At 37.5% G+C, this 24,818-nt stretch carries 27 protein-coding genes and 1 tRNA gene; 25 read left to right on the forward strand and 3 right to left on the reverse strand.

Going from position 1 to position 24,818, the window contains the following annotated elements; genetic code table 11:
• Positions 1-224: 224 nt before the first annotated feature.
• Both FN817_RS22230 and mce read right to left on the reverse strand, forming a co-directional pair.
• A tRNA-Ile gene (locus tag FN817_RS22230) sits at positions 225-298 on the reverse strand.
• 62 nt (positions 299-360) lie between these two features.
• The gene (mce, locus tag FN817_RS22235) at positions 361-759 is read right to left on the reverse strand and encodes a methylmalonyl-CoA epimerase (RefSeq protein ID WP_142719836.1); all 399 of its coding nucleotides are present in this window, start codon (positions 757-759) and stop codon (positions 361-363) included.
• Between the two features lie 93 nt (positions 760-852).
• On the opposite strand from mce, the gene rbfA reads away from it, so the two are divergent.
• The 9 genes from rbfA (at position 853) to FN817_RS22280 (ending at position 9,221) form a co-directional block, all read left to right on the forward strand.
• The gene (gene rbfA, locus FN817_RS22240) at positions 853-1,212 is read left to right on the forward strand and encodes a 30S ribosome-binding factor RbfA (RefSeq protein WP_142719837.1); all 360 of its coding nucleotides are present in this window, start codon (positions 853-855) and stop codon (positions 1,210-1,212) included.
• A 3-nt stretch (positions 1,213-1,215) separates the two neighbouring features.
• Positions 1,216-2,421, forward strand: coding sequence for an ABC transporter permease (locus tag FN817_RS22245; protein WP_142719838.1), 1,206 nt, complete (start codon positions 1,216-1,218; stop codon positions 2,419-2,421).
• 80 nt (positions 2,422-2,501) lie between these two features.
• Complete coding sequence (locus FN817_RS22250) at positions 2,502-4,292, forward strand: endonuclease (RefSeq protein WP_142719839.1); 1,791 nt, start codon at positions 2,502-2,504, stop codon at positions 4,290-4,292.
• 60 nt (positions 4,293-4,352) lie between these two features.
• A complete protein-coding gene (locus FN817_RS22255) occupies positions 4,353-5,090 on the forward strand; it encodes a shikimate dehydrogenase family protein (RefSeq protein WP_142719840.1) in 738 nt (245 codons plus the stop codon).
• A gap of 75 nt (positions 5,091-5,165) precedes the next feature.
• On the forward strand, positions 5,166-6,968 hold the full coding sequence (locus tag FN817_RS22260) for a DUF349 domain-containing protein (protein WP_142719841.1): 1,803 nt from the start codon (positions 5,166-5,168) through the stop codon (positions 6,966-6,968).
• 63 nt (positions 6,969-7,031) lie between these two features.
• Entirely contained in the window at positions 7,032-8,057 is a 1,026-nt protein-coding gene (gene ribD, locus FN817_RS22265; RefSeq protein ID WP_142719842.1) for a bifunctional diaminohydroxyphosphoribosylaminopyrimidine deaminase/5-amino-6-(5-phosphoribosylamino)uracil reductase RibD, read from the forward strand.
• 61 nt (positions 8,058-8,118) lie between these two features.
• Complete coding sequence (locus tag FN817_RS23295; RefSeq protein WP_167498923.1) at positions 8,119-8,283, forward strand: bacteriocin-like protein; 165 nt, start codon at positions 8,119-8,121, stop codon at positions 8,281-8,283.
• 31 nt (positions 8,284-8,314) lie between these two features.
• The gene (locus FN817_RS22275; protein ID WP_142719843.1) at positions 8,315-8,497 is read left to right on the forward strand and encodes a bacteriocin-like protein; all 183 of its coding nucleotides are present in this window, start codon (positions 8,315-8,317) and stop codon (positions 8,495-8,497) included.
• Between the two features lie 118 nt (positions 8,498-8,615).
• Positions 8,616-9,221, forward strand: a complete 606-nt coding sequence (locus FN817_RS22280) for an IMPACT family protein (protein WP_142719844.1) — start codon at positions 8,616-8,618, stop codon at positions 9,219-9,221.
• Here FN817_RS22280 and FN817_RS22285 read toward each other — a convergent pair.
• The gene (locus tag FN817_RS22285; RefSeq protein ID WP_142719845.1) at positions 9,218-9,928 is read right to left on the reverse strand and encodes a zinc metallopeptidase; all 711 of its coding nucleotides are present in this window, start codon (positions 9,926-9,928) and stop codon (positions 9,218-9,220) included. The genes FN817_RS22280 and FN817_RS22285 overlap by 4 nt on opposite strands.
• Before the next feature lie 105 nt (positions 9,929-10,033).
• Between FN817_RS22285 and FN817_RS22290 the strand changes: the two genes are divergently transcribed.
• The 16 genes from FN817_RS22290 to FN817_RS22360 all read left to right on the forward strand — a co-directional run bounded on the left by FN817_RS22290 (position 10,034) and on the right by FN817_RS22360 (position 24,714).
• Positions 10,034-11,164, forward strand: a complete 1,131-nt coding sequence (locus tag FN817_RS22290; protein ID WP_142719846.1) for a GTP cyclohydrolase — start codon at positions 10,034-10,036, stop codon at positions 11,162-11,164.
• A 105-nt stretch (positions 11,165-11,269) separates the two neighbouring features.
• The gene (locus FN817_RS23300) at positions 11,270-11,446 is read left to right on the forward strand and encodes a hypothetical protein (protein WP_167498924.1); all 177 of its coding nucleotides are present in this window, start codon (positions 11,270-11,272) and stop codon (positions 11,444-11,446) included.
• Between the two features lie 273 nt (positions 11,447-11,719).
• Positions 11,720-12,091, forward strand: a complete 372-nt coding sequence (locus tag FN817_RS22295) for an NADH-quinone oxidoreductase subunit A (protein ID WP_047377762.1) — start codon at positions 11,720-11,722, stop codon at positions 12,089-12,091.
• A 92-nt stretch (positions 12,092-12,183) separates the two neighbouring features.
• Complete coding sequence (locus FN817_RS22300) at positions 12,184-12,744, forward strand: NADH-quinone oxidoreductase subunit B (RefSeq protein ID WP_002983540.1); 561 nt, start codon at positions 12,184-12,186, stop codon at positions 12,742-12,744.
• A gap of 6 nt (positions 12,745-12,750) precedes the next feature.
• A complete protein-coding gene (locus FN817_RS22305; protein ID WP_047424001.1) occupies positions 12,751-13,245 on the forward strand; it encodes an NADH-quinone oxidoreductase subunit C in 495 nt (164 codons plus the stop codon).
• Between the two features lie 61 nt (positions 13,246-13,306).
• Positions 13,307-14,530: an NADH dehydrogenase (quinone) subunit D gene (gene nuoD / locus FN817_RS22310; RefSeq protein ID WP_047423999.1), complete on the forward strand. Its 1,224-nt coding sequence runs from the start codon at positions 13,307-13,309 to the stop codon at positions 14,528-14,530.
• Positions 14,531-14,651: 121 nt separating this feature from the next.
• The gene (locus FN817_RS22315) at positions 14,652-15,161 is read left to right on the forward strand and encodes an NADH-quinone oxidoreductase subunit NuoE family protein (protein ID WP_047423997.1); all 510 of its coding nucleotides are present in this window, start codon (positions 14,652-14,654) and stop codon (positions 15,159-15,161) included.
• 102 nt (positions 15,162-15,263) lie between these two features.
• Entirely contained in the window at positions 15,264-16,622 is a 1,359-nt protein-coding gene (gene nuoF / locus FN817_RS22320) for an NADH-quinone oxidoreductase subunit NuoF (RefSeq protein ID WP_047423995.1), read from the forward strand.
• 5 nt (positions 16,623-16,627) lie between these two features.
• Complete coding sequence (locus tag FN817_RS22325) at positions 16,628-17,539, forward strand: hypothetical protein (protein WP_142719847.1); 912 nt, start codon at positions 16,628-16,630, stop codon at positions 17,537-17,539.
• 41 nt (positions 17,540-17,580) lie between these two features.
• Positions 17,581-18,579, forward strand: a complete 999-nt coding sequence (locus tag FN817_RS22330) for a 2Fe-2S iron-sulfur cluster-binding protein (RefSeq protein ID WP_047423990.1) — start codon at positions 17,581-17,583, stop codon at positions 18,577-18,579.
• A 117-nt stretch (positions 18,580-18,696) separates the two neighbouring features.
• Positions 18,697-19,761, forward strand: coding sequence for an NADH-quinone oxidoreductase subunit NuoH (nuoH, locus tag FN817_RS22335; RefSeq protein ID WP_142719848.1), 1,065 nt, complete (start codon positions 18,697-18,699; stop codon positions 19,759-19,761).
• 152 nt (positions 19,762-19,913) lie between these two features.
• A complete protein-coding gene (locus tag FN817_RS22340) occupies positions 19,914-20,471 on the forward strand; it encodes a NuoI/complex I 23 kDa subunit family protein (RefSeq protein WP_040996950.1) in 558 nt (185 codons plus the stop codon).
• Entirely contained in the window at positions 20,471-20,968 is a 498-nt protein-coding gene (locus tag FN817_RS22345) for an NADH-quinone oxidoreductase subunit J family protein (RefSeq protein WP_047423983.1), read from the forward strand. Before FN817_RS22340 ends, FN817_RS22345 begins: the two co-directional genes overlap by 1 nt.
• A 4-nt stretch (positions 20,969-20,972) precedes the next feature.
• Positions 20,973-21,302: an NADH-quinone oxidoreductase subunit NuoK gene (nuoK, locus tag FN817_RS22350; protein ID WP_002983557.1), complete on the forward strand. Its 330-nt coding sequence runs from the start codon at positions 20,973-20,975 to the stop codon at positions 21,300-21,302.
• Between the two features lie 2 nt (positions 21,303-21,304).
• Positions 21,305-23,218: an NADH-quinone oxidoreductase subunit L gene (gene nuoL, locus FN817_RS22355; RefSeq protein ID WP_142719849.1), complete on the forward strand. Its 1,914-nt coding sequence runs from the start codon at positions 21,305-21,307 to the stop codon at positions 23,216-23,218.
• 2 nt (positions 23,219-23,220) lie between these two features.
• Positions 23,221-24,714, forward strand: a complete 1,494-nt coding sequence (locus FN817_RS22360; RefSeq protein WP_142719850.1) for a complex I subunit 4 family protein — start codon at positions 23,221-23,223, stop codon at positions 24,712-24,714.
• Positions 24,715-24,818 lie beyond the last annotated feature (104 nt).

Genomic DNA, 24,818 nt, shown 5'->3' on the forward strand with positions numbered 1-24,818 from the left:
ACAATTGTATTTTCAACAGAAATTAATAAATTTATAAACCTAAATACTCCTTAAGGACTTATTACAAAATGTCCAATTTAGTTTGAAGACTTACAAAATAGAATCACATCCTTGCGAAGTCAATCCAGCAAGGCTTTTCCGAGGAAGTTTAAGCGTATATTTCAGCGTCGTGATTTTTGAAAATAAAAAAGCCCCATAAATAGGGGCTTGTCGAGTTTCTGTAGTGGTCCCACCTGGGCTCGAACCAGGGACCACCTGATTATGAGTCAGGTGCTCTAACCAACTGAGCTATAGGACCTCAAAACTTGGTTAAATTTTGTGTTTGCAAAAATAGTAAAATTTCTTTCACTACAAAATTTTTTATTGCTTTTCTTGGCAAAGTTCTACCAGCACGCCGTTGGTAGACTTTGGATGCAGGAAGACAACTAATTTATTATCAGCGCCTTCTTTGGGTTCTTCGGAGATAAACTGAAATCCTTCTTTTTTCAGTCTTTTCACTTCTTCCAAGATATTTTCAACCCCAAATGCCAGATGATGGATGCCTTCGCCCTTTTTATCGATGAATTTTGAGATCGGACTTTCAGGATTACTGGCTTCCAACAGCTCAATTTTACTTTCTCCCGTTTCATAGAAAGAAGTTACAACCCCTTCCCTTTCTACGGATTCTTTTTTATAGGATTCTTTTCCCAATAATCTGGCAAAAAGCTCATCAGAAACACCTAAAGACTTTACGGCAATACCAATATGTTCTAGCTTCATAAATACTAATAAATATAATTAAATCGTAAATTTGATACTCCTGTTGAATTTCAAAGTATCAATTCAAACAAAAGTACTAAATTTGCAGAAATTATGGAAAGTAACAGACAAAGAAAAGTAGCACAGATTATTCAGGAAGACTTCGCAGAGCTTTTCCGCAAACAGGCTGCAGAAAGCAAACAGAGTATTTTAGTATCTGTTTCAGATGTAAAAGTAACTGCTGACTTAGGAATTGCTAAGATTTATTTAAGCATTTTCCCACAGGAATTCCGTACCGCTGTGATGAAGGAGATTGAAGAAAACAAAGCTCAATACAGAAACTTCATCGGACAGAAAATGTCAAAACAGGTACGTATCATTCCACAGCTTAACTTCTACCTTGACACTGCTCTGGATGATGTTGAAAAACTGGAAAGAGAATTAAGAGGCGAAGGCGACAATCCTGTTTTATAAATCTTGAAGAATATTGCATTTTACATAGCATCCAGATACCTTTTGGCTAAAAAAGGCAGTACCGCGGTTACGTTTATTACGTGGCTGTCTGTGGGTGCCATGACGGTTGCTGTGACTGCAATGTTCGTCATTATTTCTGTTTTTTCAGGTCTTGAGGATCTGAATAAAGATCTTATTTCTAATCTTCATGCTGACCTTACTTTAAAAAGTGTATCCGGAAAAACCATTAAAAATCTTGACACTGTCAACAAAGTATTAGGTACCCATAAAGAAATCAGCAGCTTCTCCCGTGTTATTGAAGAAAAAGTATACATCAGTTTCAATGGGAAAGGAGATATAGCCTATTTAAGAGGCGTTGACTCTGCTTACGTCAAAGTAAACCCTATCAATAAAGATGTTTTCTACGGAACGTATCCAAGCTTCAAATATTCCAATGAAGTATTGATGGAAAACAGTCTGGATAACAGACTTTCAATTCCTGTGGATTCTTCCAACCATTATGCAACAGTCTTTATGCCTAAACCGGGAACAGGGATTATCAATAAAGAAGAAGACATTTATAATAAAAGAGATATTTCGGTAACCGGTGTTTTCCCTGGAAAAGATCAACTGGACAATTATATCATCTCTCCTATTGAGCTTGCAGAAGAATTACTTAATCTTCCCAAAAAGTCAGCGTATCAGATTGTCATTAAACTAAAAAATCCGGAAAATGCAGATGCTGTAAAACAAAGCCTGCTTTCTTCTCTCGGGAAAAATATTGAGATCAAAACCAAGGAAGAGGAAAATGCCGCTTTCTGGAAAATGATCAATACTGAAAAACTTTTTATCTATCTTATTTTTGCCTTGGTTATCTTCATTACTACCTTTAACCTTGCCGGAGCCATCATTATCCTTCAGCTCGATAAAAAGGAACAGGCAAAATCACTTATTTCACTTGGCTTTCCTTTAAGTCATTTAAGATTGACCTATTTCTACACCGGGCTTCTTATTGTTGTTTCGGGAGTAATTACGGGATTGATTCTTGGAACTGCACTTTGCTACTTCCAGCTCTACACAGAGTTTTTCAGAGCCAATGAAGTACTGCCATTCCCGGTAAAAATTGTAGGAAAAAATTATCTTATCGTAGCCCTTACAGCTTCTTTGTTCGGGATCACTATTTCATGGTTCTTTTCAAAAATCAGTAAGGAATATATTACTAAGAAATAAGATTCTAAGTTTATATATTACATTAAGTTAATATACTTCGGTTTCATTTTTTCGTACCTTTACGCCCCAATTTTAAATAAATGAAACGAATTTTATCTTTTTTACTGTTAAGTATAACATTTATCGGCGGTTTTGCACAAGCTCCCGCAGGATATTACAATCAATCGCCAACCTTAACAGGTGCTGCTCTTAAAACAGCTCTTAAAGACATTATCACCAATGGACATGTAGATCATGGCTATGGTGGTTTATGGACAGGCTATGCTACTACTGACCGTGATTATTTTTATGAAAATGACGGAACTATTCTGGATATTTATTCTGAAAATCCAAATGGACCTGATCTATATAATTTCACCCTGGGAACCAGCCAATGTGGATCTAATGGCTATGCTAATGAAGGGGACTGCTACAACAGAGAGCACGTAATTCCTCAGAGTTTATTCAACAGTGCTTCCCCTATGGTAGCTGATATTCATTTTATCCGTGCTACTGATGGAAAAGTAAACGGAATGAGATCCAACTACCCTTTCGGAGTTGTTGGTGCCACTTCTTTCATCTCTAAAAACGGATCAAAATTAGGGACATCCGTATCACCAGGATACTCAGGTACTGTATTTGAACCCATTGATGCTTTTAAAGGAGATATTGCCAGAATGTTCTTTTATTTTGTAACAAGATACGAAGGCCAGCTTTCTAATTTCACTTCCGGTGATATGCTTGGCAATACAGCATTCCCGGGACTACAGCCTTGGGCACTGAATCAATATTTAGCATGGAATGCAATGGATCCTGTATCTGCAGAAGAAATTGCCAGAAACAATGCTTCTTATACATACCAGGGAAACAGAAACCCTTTCATTGACCACCCTGAATATGTTACTCAAATCTGGGGTTCTCCGGTAATTGATAATCAAGCACCTACAGCAGCAACCAATGTTGTTGCCAACAACCCAACCTCCAACTCTATCGCTGTAAGCTGGACTGCCGCTACAGATAACGTAGGAGTAACTTCTTATCAGGTTTATGCTAACGGTGCATTAAAAGCTAATGTTTCCGGTACAACAACTTCTACAATTGTATCCGGATTGGCTCCACTGACTCAATATACTTTCTATGTAATTGCTAAAGATGCTTTCGGGAACTCATCTCCACAAAGTACAACGGCTACAGAAACTACTCTTGACACACCTGTAGGAGGTGGAAGCTGTGGAACAGAAGATTTTGAAATGATCACCGGTGCAGCAAATACTTATCTGACAGCCAACTGGACGAACAACGGAATTTCATGGACTGCTACAGACGCAAGAGTTGACCAGACCATCAACAATAAAGCCATCACCATCAGAAATGGTTCTTTAACAAGTTCAACACTTTCAAGCGGAATCCAGAGTTTAACTTTAACAACACAACTGAAATTCTCTGGAAACGCAGGATATTTCAATGTTTTTGTAAACGATGTGAATGTAGGAACTATTCCTTACAGCAATGTTGTTACTACAACTACTATTAACAATATCAACGTAAGCGGAAATGTTGTTATTAAGCTGACCAATTCTTCAACTTCCAACAGAGTTGCTTTGGATGACCTTAGCTGGGCATGTTTCGGTACATTAGGAACTGCTGAAACTCAAAAAAACAAATCAGAATTCACGATCTATCCTAACCCGGTAAGAAATAATGAATTATTTGTAAAAGGAGAAAACCTTGGCAAAATTTCAAAAGCCGACATCTATGACCTTTCAGGAAAATTAATTGAAACGATCGCTAATCCTTTCAAACATTCAAATAAAATCAACCTTAAAGGTATTGTAAAAGGAACTTACATCCTGAAAACAGATAATTTCTCTACTAAATTTATCGTAGATTAATTATTAAAAAATATTTCAAACAAGGCCGGATTTATCCGGTCTTTTTTTTACATTTGATCTATGGATTCCAATAAAAAATTAGGATTGATAGGAAAAAATATTTCCTATTCTTTTTCTAAAAAATTCTTCGAAAACAAGTTCCAGAAGCTCATGCTGAAGAACTTCTCCTATGATATTTTTGATCTGAACGAAATCAATGAAGTGGAAAACCTTTTTGCTTCTCCGGATCTGCTAGGATTCAATGTTACCATTCCCTACAAAGAAAAAATCATTGATTATCTTGATGAGTTAAGCGATGAAGCAGAGAAAATAGGCGCTGTAAACTGTGTTCTTATTCAGAATGGTAAAAAAACCGGCTATAATACAGATGCTTATGGATTTGAAAAGACCCTTCTTTTACACAAAACCCCTTCACAGGACAAAGCATTGATCTTAGGAAACGGCGGTGCTGCAAAAGCAGTAAAATATACTTTAGATAAACATAATATTCCTTCTGTAACTATTTCCAGAAGTACGGAAATCAATTTTGAAAATCTTGATAAAGAAACCGTTGCAAAGCACAAAATAATCATTCAGTGTACACCGGTAGGTACTTTCCCGAATGTTAAAGACTGCCTCAATTTCCCTTTTGACGGGCTTTCTTCTGAACACCTGGTCATCGATCTGATTTACAATCCCAACTACACTCAGTTCATCATCAATGCCTCTGAAAAAGGAGCAAAGACAGTGAACGGGTATTATATGCTTGAACAGCAAGCAGAAAAAGCTTGGGAAATTTGGAATTTTCAAAAAAAATAACATAAATTAGTGCTTTAATTGGCCTTACAGCTATATTTAAAGGATATAAAACGCCACTCACATAAAAGATTTGCTATGACTACAGAAAACAATCTTTCTGAAAACGAAGAAAAGAACAATCCTAACGAAGTATCTCAGGACCCATCAGAAAACACGGTTTCTCATGATGCAAACCGACATGAAGAGGATGCAGAGCACCTGGAAGAACATGAAGAGGTAGAAATTTCCCTGACTGATGCTTTAAAGGAAATGGAGAAAATCATTAACACTCCCAATGCCGGCGAGAATTTCAAAAGATTCAACCTGCTGAAGGAAAAAGCAAGTCACTATATCCATGATGAAGTGGAGGATAAAAAGCATGAATATGTAGAAGCCGGAAATCCTGCTGAAAACTTCAGCTATGAGCATCCTTCTCAGAATAAATATTCTGCATTGGTTAATATTTTCAAGGAGAAACATGACAGCTTCCAGAAAGGACAGGAAGAAGAGCAGAAGAAAAACCTTGAACACCGTCAAAATATTATTGAAAGACTTAAAAATCTATACACCAGTTCTGAACCGGGGATCAATCTTTTCAAATCCATCCGTGAAATTAAAGAAGACTGGTCAAAAGCCGGACAGGTTGCAAAATCTGAATTCAAAATTCTTAATAACAACTATTTCCACCACCTGAACCAGTTTTATCAGATGCTGGATCTGAATAAAGAATTTCTGGAGCAGGAATACAGCCACAACCTTGAAAAGAGAGAGCATATCATTGCACGTGCTAAGGAACTGGAAAACGAACCGGTAATTCAGAAGGCTTTAAATGAGCTTCAGTATCTTCATAAACTTTGGAAAGAAGAAGCTGAGCCTGTTGCAGAGGAATTCCGTGAAAAAACATGGGAAGAATTCAAAGAAATTTCCAACAAAATTCACGAGAGAAAATCTGAGCTTTCCGCATCTATTGAAAAAGAGCAGACTGTAAATCTTGAAAAGAAAAACGAGATCATCGCTGAAATCAAGAAACTTTCTGAGCCATCAGAAACGCCTAATCACAACTACTGGCAAAATGCCATCAAAAGAGTTGAAGATTTACGCTCTGAATTCTTAAAAACCGGAAGTGTTCCAAGAAAATTATCCAACCAAAACTGGAATGATTTCAAAACAACACTCAGAGGTTTTAATACAACGAAAAATAATTATTACAAATCGTTGAAAGGTTCACAACAAGCGAATCTTGAAGAGAAATTAAAACTGATCCAGACAGCACAGGACAATATGAACAATGAAGAATGGGATATTTCAGTTCCATTATTCAAAAAACTGCAGGAAGACTGGAAAAAAGTAGGCCACGTTCCAAAGAGCATGACCAACAAAATCTGGGATGAATTCCGTGATGCATGTAATGCGTTCTTCAACAACTACAGAGAGAAAAGCAATACTTCTACTGATAACTGGAAAGAAAACTATAAAAACAAAAAAGCGCTTCTTGATGAATTGAAATTGGTTTCCAATGAAGAAGGCAGCATCGAAAGAATTGAGCAGATCAAAACATCATGGAACAACATCGGCAAAGTTCCTAGAGATAAAATTTCAATCAACTCAGAATTCAACAAGACGTTAAGAGAGAAATTGAAAATAAACAAAATCAACGAACTTGAACTGAAAGAAGAAGGTCTGTCTGAAAACCAACTTACTGATAAAGCAAGAAAGATCAAAAACCAGATTTCTGATCTTGAAGCTGAAATTGTAAAACTGGAAAACAACCTTTCTTTCTTCAACAAACCATCAAGGGAAAATCCTCTTTTAAGAGACACTTACAATACCATTGATGAGAAAAAAGCTCATCTGGAAACATTAAAGCAGAATCTCCACAGCATTATCAGCGGAGATTAACAGGTAACAAAATAAATAAAGGCGGAGCAAAGCAATTTGTCTTCGCTTTTTCTTTTTATCAATATGAACAACGACGAACTGTATATCAAAAGATGTATTGAGCTGGCTCAGAAAGCTCTTGGCAACACCTACCCCAACCCTCTTGTAGGAAGCGTGATCGTACACAATGGAGAGATCATTGGTGAAGGCTACCATCACAAAGCCGGAGAAAACCATGCTGAGATTAACGCCATCAATTCCGTTAAAAATAAAGATCTTATTCCGGAATCTACCATCTACGTTTCTCTGGAACCCTGTGCGCACTTTGGAAAAACACCTCCTTGTGCTTTAAAGATTAAAGAATTAGGATTTAAAAAAGTAGTTATTGGCGCTATGGACTCCCATGACAAAGTCAATGGCAAAGGAAAGAAAATCATCCAGGATGCAGGAATTGAAGCCGTTTCAGGAATTCTTGAACAAGAATGTATTGAACTTAATAAAAGATTTTTCACCTACCATGAAAAGAAAAGACCTTACATTATCTTAAAATGGGCAGAATCAGGTGATGGCTTTTTGGATAAAGACTTTAAACCAACAGCAGTTTCCAACACCCTCGTAAATCAGTTTGTTCACCAGTTAAGAGCTGACGAACATGCTATTTTAGTAGGAACCCAAACGGCCTTAAATGACAACCCGAGTCTTACCGTAAGAAATACAGAAGGGACAAACCCTGTAAGAATTCTCATCGATTTTGATTTAAAAGTTCCTCCCGGTTACAACATTTACAATAATGAAGCAAAAACATTGGTTTTAAATAGTGTAAAAGAAGGTAGCGAAGGATCTATCCAATTCATTAAAATAAACAAGGAAAATTTCCTGCCTGAACTTATGGAAGTATTGTATAAGGAACAGATACAGTCTGTGATTATTGAAGGCGGCCGTTTTACGCTGCAACAGTTTATCAATGCTAACCTTTGGGACGAAGCTATAGTCATCAAAAATGAAAATCTGAAGCTGGAAAACGGAACAAAAGCACCGGAATTCAACCATACAGCAACTAAAATTGAAAATTTCAGAGACAATATGGTTTCTTTCTTCAGACTAAAATAAAAGCACTTTATCACTACTGAATGAAATAATTTCTTTACATTAGTTATACAAAAAAATTACTATGAAAAATTTAAAGAAAGTTTCAAGACAGAGTTTGAAAAAAGTAAACGGAGGAAATGCTCCTGAATGCTGCTCATTTTATCCACCTTCATTACAGCACTGCTGTGCAACGCCTTCAAGTATGAGCTGTCCGCCACCTTGGGCAGATGGAACATTCCCATGTTAGTATTTTCGAATTAATCAAACAAAATATTACCATGAAAAATTTGAACAAGGTATCCAGAGCCCATATGAAAACCATTAAAGGAGGTATTTTTGTAACATGTATACTCCCTACCGGACAACCTACACGTTGTAGAGATCAATGTCCTCAGGATTTTTGCGGTCCTACAAGTTATATGTGTCTGATCCCAATGGAACTGTGCGGAGATGTAATGTAAGAGTGTAATTTTACATAGAAAATAGATAAGCCGTCAAATTCTGACGGCTTAATTTATGATCATGATGCAGAATACTAAAGCATTTAATATTTTTGCATAATTAAAGCCGGAATTTACAATGACGTTTGAATACAAAACCATAGAAAAACCCATAGAAAATACTCTTTTAAAGGAAAAAGGGAGCAAGTTTATCGGATTTGCTTTCCCGGTAACCAATGAAAGAGAACTAAAGAGCGCACTGGAAAAAATAAGGGAAGAACATCCGAAAGCTACCCACCACTGTTATGCTTTCAGAATGGGATTACATGGTGAAAACTATCGCGCCAATGATGATGGTGAACCTTCCGGAAGTGCGGGATTACCTATTTACAACCAATTGTTGGCTAACGAGGTTACCAATATTCTTGTGATTGTAGTCCGTTATTACGGAGGAACCAAACTAGGGGTTTCGGGATTAGTAAAGGCTTATAAGGAATCTGCAAAGATGACATTGGAAGAAGCCCGAATGATTACCCGTGAACTGGAAACAGAGATAGAGATTCAGTTTAATTTTAATCAGCAAAATACAATATTTACCCTGCTTTCAAAATTTGATGCCAAGGTTTTGAATTTTGATGCTAATGAAAACTGTATCCTTACAGCCTCGTTGAAGCTTGCACAAAAAGAAAACATCTCGGAAAAACTCTCCGAGATGCAATATGTTTCATTTGAATTTAATGATTAATCCCTTCTCCCACCAAGAAGTAATGATCCCCAGTAAAGAAGCTGTGCCAAAGACCCTAAGGCTGCCACCACGTACGTTCTTGCGGCCCATTTCAGGCTGTCCTGTACTCCTACAAATTCTTCTGCAGTTACAGTCCCTGTATCTTTAAGCCATTTCATAGCTCTGTTACTTGCATCATATTCCACAGGAAGTGTTACAAAAGCAAAAAGGGTTGTCACCGCAAACATCGCAACTCCAATGGCAAGAACGGTTGTATTTCCATTGGGATTCTCCATTGTTCTTGATGCAGCCATTACCGCGATACCCGCTATAAGAACAAATTGCATAAGATTGGAACTTATATTAACAATAGGAACCAGTTTTGAACGTAAATTCAACATAGAGTATCCTACGGCATGCTGTACTGCGTGTCCGCATTCATGCGCTGCTACTGCGGCGGCGGCGGCATTTCTCTGCATATAAACCCCTTCAGAAAGGTTCACTGTTTTATCTGCCGGATTATAATGGTCCGTCAACTGCCCAGGAACTGAAATTACCTGAACATCATTGATCCCGTTATCTCTCAACATTTTCTCCGCTACTTCTTTCCCCGAAAGACCATTTCGAAGGTGCACATTGGAATAATATTCAAATTTTGACTTCAACCTGGAAGAAACCCACCAGCTCACCAACATTGAAATACCAATAATGATATAATAACCCGCCATTTTATATAGATTTTGTGTTTAATTTTTATCCATAATGATGTAAAAACTGTGCCAAAGTATAAGATATTATTATTTATATTTGTCCTTAAATTACCATCAAAAATTATGTCTAAGGTTTCAATTATTGAAGTAAAAACAGCCGGTCAACTCAAGCAATTCGTAAAATTTCCGATGGATCTGTACAAAAATAATCCGTACTATGTTCCATCTTTTATCAAAGACGAAATGAAAATCTGGGATGCCAATGAAAATCCGGCATTCCACTATTCCGAATCCAAGCAGTTTCTGGCCGTAAAAGACAGTAAGGTAGTGGGAAGAATTGCCGTCATTATCAACCATAAGGAGGAAAAAGAATTAGACATAAAAAAAGTACGGTTTGGATGGATAGATTTCATTGATGATACTGAAGTTTCTAAAGCGTTGATCCAGACTGCTATTGATTATGCCAAAGAACATGACATCAATAAGATTGAAGGCCCTATGGGATTCACCAATCTTGATAAAGCCGGCATGCTGACAATGGGATTTGATAAACTGGCAACAATGATTGGAATTTACAATCATGCCTATTATCCTAAGCATCTTGAAAATCTTGGACTGGTTAAAGAAAAAGAATGGGTAGAATACGAAATGAATTTCCCGAAAGTACTTCCTGAAAAAGTAGAAAAATTCAGTGGACTGATCGCTCAGAAATATAAACTCAGTGTTCTTAGATTCAAATCAAAGGAAGAAATTCTTCCTTATGTAGAACCTATGTTCAAGTTGCTGGATGAAACCTATAAGCACCTTTCTACTTATACTCCAATTTCTGATGAGCAGATCAAAACATACAAAGAGAAATATTTCCCGTTCATTGATAAAAATTATGTGATCTGCGTTGTGGATGAAAATCAGCAACTGGTTTCTTTCGCCATTACAATGCCTTCTTATTCTAAAGCTTTACAAAAATCAAAAGGAAAATTATTTCCTTTCGGATGGTGGCATTTCTTACAAGCCGGCAAAAAAAATGACAGAGCCAACTTTTATCTTATCGGAATTCATCCTGAATATCAAAGACGTGGTGTAACGGCTATTATCTTCAAAGAGATTTTCGTGCGATTTACCAGTATGGGAATTAATTTCGCAGAAACCAATCCTGAACTTGAAGAAAATAAAAGTGTGCAGCTCTTATGGCAGGATTATAATCCGGTGAATCATAAGAGAAGAAGAACCTATTCAATGGAAGTGAATAAGTAATATTGCATTACAGGGTGCAGGAAATATCCAGTCCTGCATCCCGAAAACAATTGCAAACTCACCCTTTATCAACTGCCTAAGCCCAGAAATCCTTAACTTTACTTTATGAAACCACAGCTTATTATTTTCGCTATTCTAATCGCTGGATTTATCAGTTATAACTTATTTTTTCAGTCACCGGATGATAGAACCAATACTGTCATCAACATCCTTTTTGCCAGTATTCTTTTCGGATACATTTCTTTTATGGCGTATTCTGTTCTAAGGAAAATGAAGAAATAAAATACAAGACAGGCCTCCGCTAACCTGAATATAGCTCAACATTTTCACACATTAGAGGATGCTAAAATATCTTCAACACCCATGATGGGATATATTTTTTGGCACCTGCTACGAAAAAAGGGGAAAAAACATATAAAAAAATAATTACCAAAAGCTAATTTTTATTGATTCTAAATTACCGATTTAACTCATTTTCACCCTACTTTTAAGCTGATTAATTTCATGCTTTCTTGTTTATTCGCTAAATTTGCAAATTGAGATAATAATGCAAAAATGAATTTACCTGAAAGTTATATTCCAATCCTTATCCAGGCTGGTGTAGCAGTAGGATTTGTAGCTGTTTCTTTGCTTGGGGCACATTTCCTGGGTCCACAGCAGAAAAAAGGAAACTCTGTAAAAAACCAAAGCTGGGAATGCGGGATTCCTGTAGAAGGGAATGCAAGAACACCGTTTTCTATCAAGTACTTCCTGACTGCGGTATTGTTCGTACTATTCGATATTGAAATCGTATTCTTTTATCCTTACGCAGTAAACTTTAGAGAATTCGGCATGGAAGGATTCCTTGCAGTGCTTACGTTCGTTGCGATATTCTTCGTAGCGTTTTTCTATGTCTGGAAACGCGGTGCGCTGGATTGGGATAAATAAATTTTAACATTAAAAGATTGAGCAATTTAATCATTGAAATCAGAAATGATCCATTTTAAATGCTATAATCTTTAAATATTTAACAAAAGAAAATGTCAGATAAAAAACCAGTAATAAGAACAGATGCACCTGCTCCCGAAGGATATGAAGGAGAAGGGTTTTTCGCAACAAAACTGAGCAGTGTAATCGGGATGGCAAGAAAGTTTTCACTTTGGCCGTTACCTTTTGCTACCTCTTGTTGTGGTATTGAGTTTATGGCTACCCTAAACCCAACCTATGATGCTTCAAGATTTGGTATGGAAAGGAACTCTTTCTCTCCAAGACAAGCAGATATGCTGATGGTTTGCGGAACTATATCGAAGAAATTAGGACCAGTCCTGAAAGAAGTTTATACTCAGATGGCAGAGCCGAAATGGGTAGTAGCAGTTGGAGCTTGTGCTTCCAGCGGTGGTATTTTTGATACATATTCTGTACTTCAGGGAATTGATAAGATTATTCCGGTAGACGTTTATGTTCCTGGATGTCCTCCAAGACCTGAACAGATCATTGAAGGAGTAATGCAGGTACAGGCTCTTGCAGAAAGCGAAAGCATCAGAAGAAGAGACATGCCTGAATATCAGAAATTATTAGATTCTTACAACATAAGCAACTAAACGGAAATGACAAACGAATTTGTATTAGAAGCAATCACAAGAGAATTTCCGGAATCTGTCATTTCAAGCTCAGAACCTTATGGAATGCTGACCATTGAAGTGAAGAAAGAAGATATCAAGAAGATCATTCACTACCTTAAAGATTCGTCTTTGGAATTTAATTTCCTTACGGATATCTGCGGTATTCATTACCCTGAATTCCCTGAAAAGGAAATAGGCGTTGTCTACCATTTGCATAATATGATGGCCAATTTCAGATTACGTCTGAAAATATTCATGTCCAGAGAAAATATTGAAGTAGATTCTCTTACTGAGCTCTATGCCGGAGCTAACTGGATGGAAAGAGAAACGTATGATTTCTATGGGATTAAATTTAAAGGACACCCGGATCTAAGACCTATTTTGAATATGGAAGATCTGGGATACCACCCAATGTTGAAAGAATATCGACTTGAAGACGGTACCAGAACCGATAAGGACGATAATATGTTCGGAAGATAAAATGCGAATGGCCAATGGCAGCTAGCCAATAGCCAGAAGCAAATAGCTAAAAGCAATCATTATGAAAGATAACTCATTATCTAATATACTAAACCAGTACGAAAGTAAGGAACAGATTGACGGACAATTATATACCCTCAATTTAGGACCTACCCACCCTGCTACTCACGGGATTTTCCAGAATATCTTAACGATGGACGGAGAGAGAATTCTTCACGCTGAGCAAACGGTAGGATATATCCACAGAGCATTTGAGAAAATTTCTGAAAGAAGAAACTACTCTCAGATCACTACCCTTACGGACCGTATGAATTACTGTTCTGCACCCATCAACAACTTAGGTTGGCACATGACAGTAGAGAAACTGATTGGCGTTAAAGTTCCAAAGCGTGTAGACTATATGCGTGTTATCTTAATGGAGCTGGCAAGAATCGGTGACCACCTGATCTGCAACGGGGTAACCGGAATGGACTCAGGAGCTATTACAGGTCTTACTTATATGTTCATCGAAAGAGAACGTATTTATGATATGTATGAGCAGATCTGCGGAGCCAGAATGACAACCAATATGGGAAGAATCGGAGGTTTTGAGAGAGATTTCACTCCAAAATTCCATGAGTTATTACAGGACTTCCTAAAAACATTCCCACCAAGATTCAAAGAATTCTGTACCCTATTGGAAAGAAACAGAATTTTTATGGACAGAACCATCGGTACAGGAGCTATTTCTGCCGAAAGAGCATTAAGCTACGGTTTCACAGGTCCCAACTTACGTGCAGCAGGAGTAGATTATGATGTAAGAGTTGCACAGCCTTATTCTTCCTATGAAGATTTCGACTTCATTATTCCTGTAGGAACTTCAGGAGATACTTACGACCGTTTCATGGTTCGTCAACAGGAAATCTGGGAATCAATCAAAATTATTAAACAAGCATACGAAAATCTTCCGGAAGGGCCATTCCACGCGGATGTTCCGGACTTCTATCTTCCTGAAAAGGCAGATGTATACCAGAAAATGGAAGCATTAATCTACCATTTCAAAATTGTAATGGGAGAAACTGATGTACCGAAAGGAGAAGTGTACCACGCTGTAGAAGGTGGAAACGGAGAATTAGGATTCTATCTTGTGAGTGATGGAGGAAGAAGTCCTTACAGACTTCACTTCAGAAGACCATGTTTCATCTACTATCAGGCATACCCTGAAATGATTACAGGTTCTGTAATTTCAGATGCCATTGTAACAATGTGTAGTATGAATATTATTGCGGGAGAATTAGACGCATAATTAGAATTTAGAAAATAGATGAAAGATAAAAGACTTTCATCACCCAATATAAATTGAATTTAGGACACGAATTTCAGAGTCTACTCTCTCTTTTTCTATGTTCTTTAATCTTAGATAAAAAATGAGCGAAACAATAGCTTTTAAACCGGAAAGTTTAGCACAGGTACATAAAATTATCGCAAGATATCCTGAAGGAAGACAGAAATCTGCTCTTCTTCCTGTACTTCACTTAGCACAGAAAGAATTCGGAGGATGGTTAGATGTTCCTGTAATGGATTATGTGGCCGAACTATTAAGTATCCAACCGATTGAAGTATATGAGGTAGCTACTTTCTATACCATGTTTAATATGAAGCCGGTAGGTAAATATGTTTTGGAAGTTTGCAGAACAGGACCTTGCATGGTTTGCGGAAGCGAAAAAATCCTTGACCATATCAGAACCAAACTGAATATTAAGGATGGAGAAACTACTGAAGACGGTATGTTCACATTAAAACCAGCTGAATGTCTTGGAGCATGCGGATATGCACCAATGATGCAGCTTGGAAAATTCTTTCATGAAAATTTAACAATAGAAAAAGTAGACGAAATCCTTGAACTTTGCAGACAGGGACAACTTGCTTTAGACTAATAGAAATTTTAAACTCTACATTTTAGATTTTAAATTATTCACTTAACGTTTAATCATAATTAATGCAAGAAGCTACGCGCCAATTGCAATAAGCAAATAACAATGAGTAAAAAACTTTTACTTAAAGACGCACATATAGAAGGTATTCGCTACTTTGAAACGTACCGTAAACAGGGAGGTTATACAGCAGCTGAAAAAGCCTTGAAGATGACTCCTGACGAAATTCTTGAAGAAGTAAAAGCTTCAGGACTAAGAGGACGTGGTGGAGCTGGATTCCCAACAGGGATGAAATGGAGCTTTCTGGCAAAGCCTGAAGGCGTTCCGAGACACCTTGTTGTCAATGCAGATGAATCTGAGCCCGGAACTTTCAAGGACAGATATTTAATGGAGTTCCTTCCTCATGTATTGATCGAGGGAATGCTGATCTCATCTTACTGTTTGGGTTCTAATGTTTCTTATATCTACATCCGTGGAGAATATTCATGGATTCCGGATATCCTTGAAGAAGCTATTGAAGAAGCCAAAGCAGCAGGATTTTTAGGTAAAAACATCCTGGGAACAGGTTTCGATTGTGAAATTTATGTTCAGAGAGGTGGTGGAGCATATATCTGTGGTGAAGAAACCGCATTGCTTGAATCTCTTGAAGGAAAAAGAGGTAACCCAAGATTAAAACCACCATTCCCGGCTGTAAAAGGACTTTGGGAAAGACCAACGGTAGTAAATAACGTTGAATCTATTGCGGCAATTGTTCCAATTATTGATATTACGGGAGCTGAATATGCTAAAATCGGAGTAGGAAGATCTACAGGTACGAAATTGATTTCTGCTTGTGGAAACATCAACAAACCGGGTGTATACGAAATCGACATGACCATTACCGTAGAAGAATTCATCTATTCCGATGAATATTGCGGCGGTATTAAAGACGGAAAAAAATTAAAGGCTTGTATTCCTGGAGGAAGTTCTGTTCCTATTGTTCCAGCTAATCTATTGCTGAGAACGGTGAACGGAGAGCCAAGATATATGAACTATGAGTCATTGGCAGACGGTGGTTTCGCTACCGGTACCATGATGGGTTCAGGAGGTTTCATCGTTTTGGATGAAGACCAGTGTATTGTAGAACACACGATGACTTTAGCGAGATTCTACAATCACGAAAGTTGTGGACAATGTACACCTTGCCGTGAAGGAACAGGATGGATGTACAAGATTTTGAAGAAAATCGAGAAAGGAGAAGGAAAAATGGAAGATATCGATCTACTTTGGGATATCCAGAGAAAAATCGAAGGAAACACAATTTGTCCGTTGGGTGATGCAGCAGCCTGGCCGGTTGCAGCAGCAATCCGTCACTTCAGAGATGAATTTGAGTGGCACGTGAAAAACCCTGAGTTGTCTCAGACACAAAACTATGGATTGGCACATTATGCAGATCCTATTCCGGCTGTTGAAAAGAACGCATAGGTAAAATGAAAAAGTTATTGGTTGTCGGCTTAATGATGTCGAATTTTGTATTTGCACAGAATAAGAAAGCAGATACAGCAAATTATAATAGATCCGTTGAAGAGGATTTGTCATATGTAGCGAGTGAGAAACAGCAGATTAAAGCTGAGAAAAGGGAAAAGCCTTTACCATTAAGCAAGAAAGGTCAGGTTTTCGTATTTTATGGATGGAACAGAGCGGCTTACAGCAATTCTGATATCCATTTTACCGGAAACGGATACGATTTTCAACTGAATAATGTAACGGCACAGGACAGACCTACAAAATTTGGAATTGTCTATTTTGATCCAAGCTGGTTCACGGTAACACAGTATAATTTCAGAATAGGATATTTTATTAAAGACAATTTAGCATTGGTACTTGGGATAGACCATATGAAATATGTAATGGATCAGAACCAGACTGTAGGTTTCAAAGGTCATATTTCAGATCCTGAATACGCAGCAATGGTTCAAAACGGGCAGGTTAATCTTGCAGATGAGAAGTTCCTTACTTTTGAACATACAGACGGGCTTAACTATGAAAACTTAGGTCTTGAGAAATACAAAAATCTTGTTCATAAGAAAAATATAGATTTAGTATGGTCTTATGGAGCCGGAATCGGGTTTATGTTTCCGAAAAGTAATGTAAAACTTTTTGGAAATGAAAGAAGTGACCGTTTTCACGTTGCAGGGATGGGAACCGATATCAGATCCAGTCTTAACTTGGTTTTCTGGAAAAACTGGATGCTGAGATTAGAAGGAAAAGCAGGATATATCAATATGTGGGACATCAAAACCACGTTGAATAATAAGCCGGACAAAGCACGCCAGGATTTTGTTTTCGGACAGGTTCTGGGAGGAATTGGATATACATTTAATACTAAGAAATATAAATAACAAAGCCTATTGCTTAACGCATAAAGCTTAAAGCATATCATATGAGCGAAGAAGTTAAAAAATTCAAAATAACTATAGACGGACAGACTACTGAAGTGATGCCTGGTACTTCCATTCTGGAAGCAGCAAGACAAATCGGCGGAAAATCTGTACCTCCCGCTATGTGCTACTACAGCAAATTAGAGACCAGTGGAGGGAGATGTAGAACATGTCTTGTAGAAGTTTCTAAAGGGTCTGAAGCAGATCCTCGTCCTATGCCGAAATTAGTAGCAAGCTGCAGAACTAATGTAATGGATGGGATGGAAGTAAAAAACCTTACTTCTGAGAAAGCCCAGGAAGGAAGAAAAGCGGTTACAGAATTCTTATTGGTAAACCACCCGCTGGACTGCCCTATCTGTGACCAGGCAGGAGAATGTCATCTTCAGGACTTAGGATATGAGCATGGTGTAGAGAGTACAAGAACAGAATTCGAAAGAAATACTTACGAAGCTGATGATCTTGGACCGAACATCAAATTGAATATGAACCGTTGTATTCTTTGCGCAAGATGTGTACTGACAGCCAACCAGCTTACAGAAACAAGAGAACACGGTATTCTTTTCAGAGGAGATCACGCTGAAATTTCAACGTATTTAAATAAAGCTTTAGACAATGACTTTATCGGAAATATTATCGACGTTTGTCCGGTAGGAGCATTAACAGACAGAACAGCTCGTTTTGCAAGCAGAGTATGGTTTACAAAACCAATGAACGCTTCTTGCAAATGTGATAAGTGTTCCGGAAAAGCTGTAGTATGGATGAAAGGTGACGAAATCGTAAGAGTAACTGCCAGAAAAGACCAGTGGGGTGAAGTGGAAGAATTCATCTGCGATACATGCCGTTTTGAAAGAAAAGCATTATCAGACTGGAACATCGAAGGTCCTAGACATATCGACAGACACTCTGTAATTTCATTGAACCACTACGAAAAACCTAAGGATGAGCTAAGAGTTTTAGACAATCCTATGGCGAAAGAAATCAGTGAAAAAGACGAAAAATAAAATTTGAAAATTTGATAATGAGTTAATTTGAAAATGAGAAACTTTGATGATGTGACTGCTATAACTTCCATCTTCCAGCTCCCATATTCATAACTTCTAACATCTATAAAAATAAAAATGGATTTACTTACATTTAAACTTATACTTGTACTAGCACTTTTCCTGCTATCGCTTACGATTGCAGCCTACTCTACCTGGGCAGAAAGAAAAGTAGCCTCTATCATGCAGGATAGAATTGGTCCCAACAGAGCCGGGCCTTTCGGATTGCTGCAGCCTCTTGCTGATGGTGGAAAGTTTTTCTTCAAAGAAGACTTTACGCCGGCCAATGCAGAAAAATTCCTATTCGTATTAGGACCTGCTTTGGTAATGTTTATTTCATTGATTACAGGAGCTGTTATTCCTTGGGGTAAAAGTTTAAATATTGCAGGTACTTCTTTTGATCTTCAGGTTGCTAACATTGATGTTGGTGTACTTTTCATCATCGGAATGGCTTCAATCGGGGTTTACGGAATTATGATCGGAGGTTGGGCTTCGAACAACAAATATTCATTACTAGGTGCTATCCGTGCTTCTTCTCAGATGATTTCTTATGAATTGGCAATGGGATTAGCACTTCTTTCTATCATTATGATGACAGGAAGTTTAGATTTAAAAGAAATTACAGAAAGCCAGACTACCGGGAAATTATGGGGCGTTATTCCTTGGGGTTCCGGAATGAACTGGAATATTTTCTACCAGCCAATCGCTTTCCTTGTTTTCTTTGTAGCAGCTTTAGCTGAAACCAACAGACACCCGTTCGATTTACCTGAGTGTGAATCTGAATTGGTAACAGGATACTCTACAGAATACTCTTCGATGAAATTAGGTTTATATATGTTCGGGGAATACGTGAACATGTTTATCTCTAATGCATTTATGGTAGTTCTTTTCTTCGGAGGATACAACTATCCTGGTATTGAATGGGTAACTCAGAACTGGGGTGAGAACACTGCAGGAATTTTGAGTATCGTAGCATTCTTAACGAAGACCGTCATCGGAATTCTGATCTTCATGTGGATCAGATGGACACTTCCAAGATTCAGATACGACCAGTTAATGCACTTAGGATGGAAAACATTAATCCCGATGGCATTGGTAAATCTATTGATTACAGGAGCTGTAATTTTAGCATTTGCAAACTAAGAAAATTTGAAAATGAGCTGATTTGAAAATTTGATAATGAAATCAAAGTTTTATCTTTAGCCTATCATATTCAATCATCAATATTAAATAATTAAGATAGCAGACAAGATTAGTCTAAAATCTGGTGTCTAACATCTAATATCTATAATTAAATGAAACTTACAAACAGATCAAAAGTTGTTTCCAATAAAGAAATGACCCTTGCTGAAAAAATCTACTTACCTGCTATCTTTACAGGAATGGGGATTACATTTAAGCATGCTGTAAGAACCGTGATAAAAGGTGCTCCCGCAGTATATTCGTATCCGGAAGTACAGAAGCCAAGAACTACCATCTGGAGAGGCCAGCACGTTTTGAAAAGAGACGAAGAAGGCAGAGAAAGATGTACCGCTTGCGGACTTTGTGCGGTAGCTTGTCCTGCAGAAGCCATTACCATGACTGCTGCTGAAAGAACTAAAGAGGAAAAAGGTCTTTACAGAGAAGAGAAATATGCTTCAGTATATGAAATTAATATGCTGAGATGTATTTTCTGCGGTATGTGTGAAGAAGCTTGTCCTAAATCTGCCATCTATCTTACAGACAGATTGGTAGACGTAGAAACCAACAGAGGTTCTTTCATCTATGGAAAAGATAAATTAGTTGAAAAAATAAATGAAAGGATTGATATCACCACAAGACAATCCGAGAAACAAAAAAATGCGGTAAAATAATGGATCAGTTTTTATTTTTCTTGGTGGCGTTTTTAGCAGTGGCAAGTGCAGTGTATTTTGTATTTGCAAGAAATCCTCTCTATGCTATTTTGTCATTGATTGTTACGATGTTTTCAATTGCCGGAATGTACGTTCTCTTAAATGCACAGTTCCTTGCAATTATCCAGATTATAGTGTACGCAGGTGCCATCATGGTACTTTTCCTTTACATCCTGATGATGCTTAACCTTAATAAAGGAGACGAAAGTAAGAAGAACAATACTTTAAAGTTTGTTGGAGTTTTTACAGCAGGTCTTCTTTTAGTAGGTGTATTGGGAGTTTTCAGAGGCGTACAGGACAAACACATTGTTGTTGAAAATGTAGACAGAGGTATCGGTCTTACGAAAAATCTGGGTAGACTTTTGTTTAATGAATATGTTTTACCGTTTGAGCTTGCTTCCATCCTAATTCTGGCAGGTATTGTAGGCGCGGTATTAATCGGTAAAAAAGATTTATAAAATTATGGGAGAAGTAAATACATTTATACAAAGCATCCCTTTGGACTACTTCATCATTCTTTCATCAGTATTGTTCTGTCTGGGAGTAATGGGAGTATTGCTTAGAAAAAATGCTATTGTGATTCTGGGCTGTGTAGAGCTTATGCTGAATTCTGTAAACCTTTTATTGGCAGCTTTTTCAGCGTATAAAGGCAACGGCGACGGACAACTTTTAGTTTTCTTCATTATGGTGGTGGCAGCTGCTGAAGTAGCAGTAGGTCTGGCAATTATTGCTATGCTGTATAGAAATACCCGTTCTGTAGATGTGAGTATATTTAATAAATTAAGAGGATAAGAATGGAGAATCTAGTATATGCAATAGTACTTTTACCACTTTTAGGGTTTCTTATTAACGGTTTATTCGGGAAAAATCTTCCAAAAATATTGGTTGGATCTTTGGCTACGGCAATGGTTTTCGGATCATTCTGTATCGCTGTAAGTCTTTTCATGAATTTCAATTCTGAAAGCCAGCCTGTAATCGTAAAAGCTTTTGAATGGTTTAGAGTCAATGGAGTTCAAATCAATTTTGGATTCCAGATTGATCAGCTTTCTTTAATGATGGTGATGATCATTACGGGTATCGGTTCACTGATCCACTTATACTCTATCGGATATATGAGTCATGACAAAGGATTCTATAAGTTTTTTACTTACCTGAATCTTTTCATTTTCTCAATGTTACTTTTAGTAATGGGAAGCAACTACCTTATCCTATTCATCGGATGGGAAGGTGTAGGTCTTTGTTCTTACCTGTTGATCGGATTCTGGTATACCAACGAAGAATACGGTAAAGCGGCAAGAAAGGCTTTCATCATGAACAGAATTGGTGACCTTGCGTTATTGATTGGTATCTTTATGATTGCTTCTCAGACCAATGCTGTAGATTATCTTTCTGTAGCAGAAAACGCTTCAAAATTTGAATTAGACGGAACGGTGATTATCTTTATCACAGCGAGTTTATTCATCGGTGCTACCGGTAAATCTGCTCAGGTTCCATTATATACATGGTTACCGGATGCGATGGCGGGACCAACTCCTGTATCAGCCTTGATCCACGCGGCAACGATGGTAACGGCAGGGATCTATCTGGTAGTAAGATCAAACTTCTTATTTACTTTAGCTCCTACGGTACAGGGAGGAATTTTATTCATCGGATTCTTAACTGCTGCTTTAGCTGGATTCTATGCACTTCGTCAGAACGACATCAAAAAAGTATTGGCTTACTCTACCGTTTCACAGCTTGGATTTATGTTCATTGCTTTAGGTCTTGGAGCTTATACAACAGCGATGTTCCACGTAATGACGCACGCATTCTTTAAGGCTTTGTTATTCTTAGGTGCAGGTTCTGTAATCCACGCAATGAGCAACGAGCAGGATATGCGTTTCATGGGAGGTCTTAAAAAATATATTCCTCTTACCCACGCTACATTCCTTATCGGGACATTAGCAATCTCAGGTTTCCCTTTATTATCAGGGATGATCTCTAAAGACGAAATTTTAGTAGCAGCTTTCGCTAAAAACCCTATCTACTGGGTAATCTTATTTGTTTTAGCGGCAATCACTGCAACGTATATGTTCAGACTGTATTACCTGACATTCCACGGTGAATTCAGAGGTACTGAAGAGCAAAAACACCACTTACACGAAAGCCCGTCAAATATGACATTACCATTGATCGTATTGGCAATCCTTTCTGTAATCGGAGGTTTTATCAACCTGCCACACTTCATCGGTCACGGGCACTATGCTAAACTGATGGAATGGTTAAAGCCAGTTCTTACAGAACAAAGCTACAGCCAGATGGAAGCTACTCTTGCAGGAGTGCCTTTCAATACTGAAATGATCTTATTAGCAGCTACAGTGCTTATGTTCTTCTCCGTATGGTTTATCGTTAGAAATACCTACGTGAAAAAGAAAAAAATGGCTGTTGCAGAAGAAAGCTATACCGGATGGGAAAAGCTTTCTGCTAAAAAATTATATGTTGACGAACTTTACAACGCATTGATTGTAAAAACTGTTGAAGGATTAGGACGCGGAGGAAAGATGTTTGATAAAGGTATCTTAGACCGTTTTGTAAACTTTGTAGGTGATGGTGCTGAAGACAGCGGAAAAGCTATGAAGCGTGTTCAAAACGGAAATGTAGAGACGTATATTCTTATCATGTCTTTAGCTGTGGGAATTATATTAATTGTTAACTTTTTATTACAATAATAATGTCTTGTTTATTATTAACATTATTACTATTACCTCTAGTAGGTTCGGGATTAGTTTTTGCATGGAAGAGTAATTCCAGCAAATATTTGGCACTGGGAATTGCATTGGTACAAATGCTTCTTACATTTTATATACTTTCGGATTTCGATTTTACTCCGACGGTAGATAGTGTACTGCAGCATGAGATCAATTATCCTTGGTCACAATTTATGAAGAGCTCTCTTCACTTCGGTATCGATGGGATGAGCATGCTTCTTTTATTATTGACCAATATTCTGGCTCCAATCATTATTTTATCATCTTTCAACGAAAATGTAAACTATAGAAATACATTCTACGGACTGATTCTACTGATGCAGTTCGGTCTTGTAGGAGTGTTCACTTCTTTAGACGGATTGTTATTCTACATTTTCTGGGAAGTAACTTTGATTCCAATTTGGTTCATTGCCGGACTTTGGGGACAAGAAAATAAAAGGTTTGAATTCACTACGAAATTCTTCGTATATACATTCGTAGGATCTTTATTTATGTTAGCCGGATTGATCTATGTGTACAACCACTCTGCATCATTCGCTTTAACAGATTTATATAATGCACAATTGAATGAAGTACAGCAGACTGTGGTATTCTGGTTTATTTTCTTTGCTTTTGCAGTGAAATTACCGGTATTCCCTTTCCATACATGGCAGCCTGATACTTATACCTACTCTCCTACTCAGGGATCGATGTTGTTATCAGGAATCATGCTTAAAATGGCAGTATATGGTGTAATGCGTTACTTACTTCCAATCACTCCGCTTCCGATAGCAGGAATCTCAGGACAGATTGTGATCATTCTTGCAATTGTAGGAATTGTTCACGGAGCATTAATTGCTATTATCCAGACGGACATGAAGAGAATCATTGCGTATTCATCTTTCTCTCACGTAGGATTAATGGTAGCTGGTATCTTTGCTTCTGCAGTAGTTACGCTAAGAGGAACTTTCAATGTAGAAGGAGCTGAAGGAGCTTTGGTACAGACTTTCGCTCACGGTATCAACGTAGTGGGATTATTCTACTGTTGTGATATTTTATACAAGAGATTCAAATCAAGAGACATCAGACAAATGGGTGGTTTAGCTAAAGTAGCGCCTAAGTTTGCTGTATTGTTTTTGATCATTATATTAGGTTCAATGGGAGTTCCATTAACGAATGGATTCATCGGAGAATTTATTTTGTTGAAATCTGTTTATGATTTTAACGGAACAGCAGCAGTAATTGCTGGTCTTACGGTAATTCTTTGCGCTGTGTATTTATTGAGATTCTACGGAAAAGCAATGTTTGGGGAAGGTGACGAAGCCATTTTAAGTACAGCAAAAGATTTGTCAGGAGTTGAATTTTCTGTATTGGCAAGCTTAGCGGTTTTTGTGATTTTACTAGGTATTTTCCCACAACCGGTAATCGACATGGTGAGTAGTTCAGTGAAGTTTATCTACATGGCGATGGCTAACTAAAAAATTAAAAGATTTAAAAATTAAAAAATTAAGAGATTAGAGAGAATAAAGATAAAAGACGAAGAGATAAGAGACAAGGGCTTTTGAACCGGAATCTTTAAACT

It is taken from the genome of Chryseobacterium rhizoplanae (genome assembly GCF_900182655.1).
GTDB classification, from domain to species: domain Bacteria; phylum Bacteroidota; class Bacteroidia; order Flavobacteriales; family Weeksellaceae; genus Chryseobacterium; species Chryseobacterium rhizoplanae.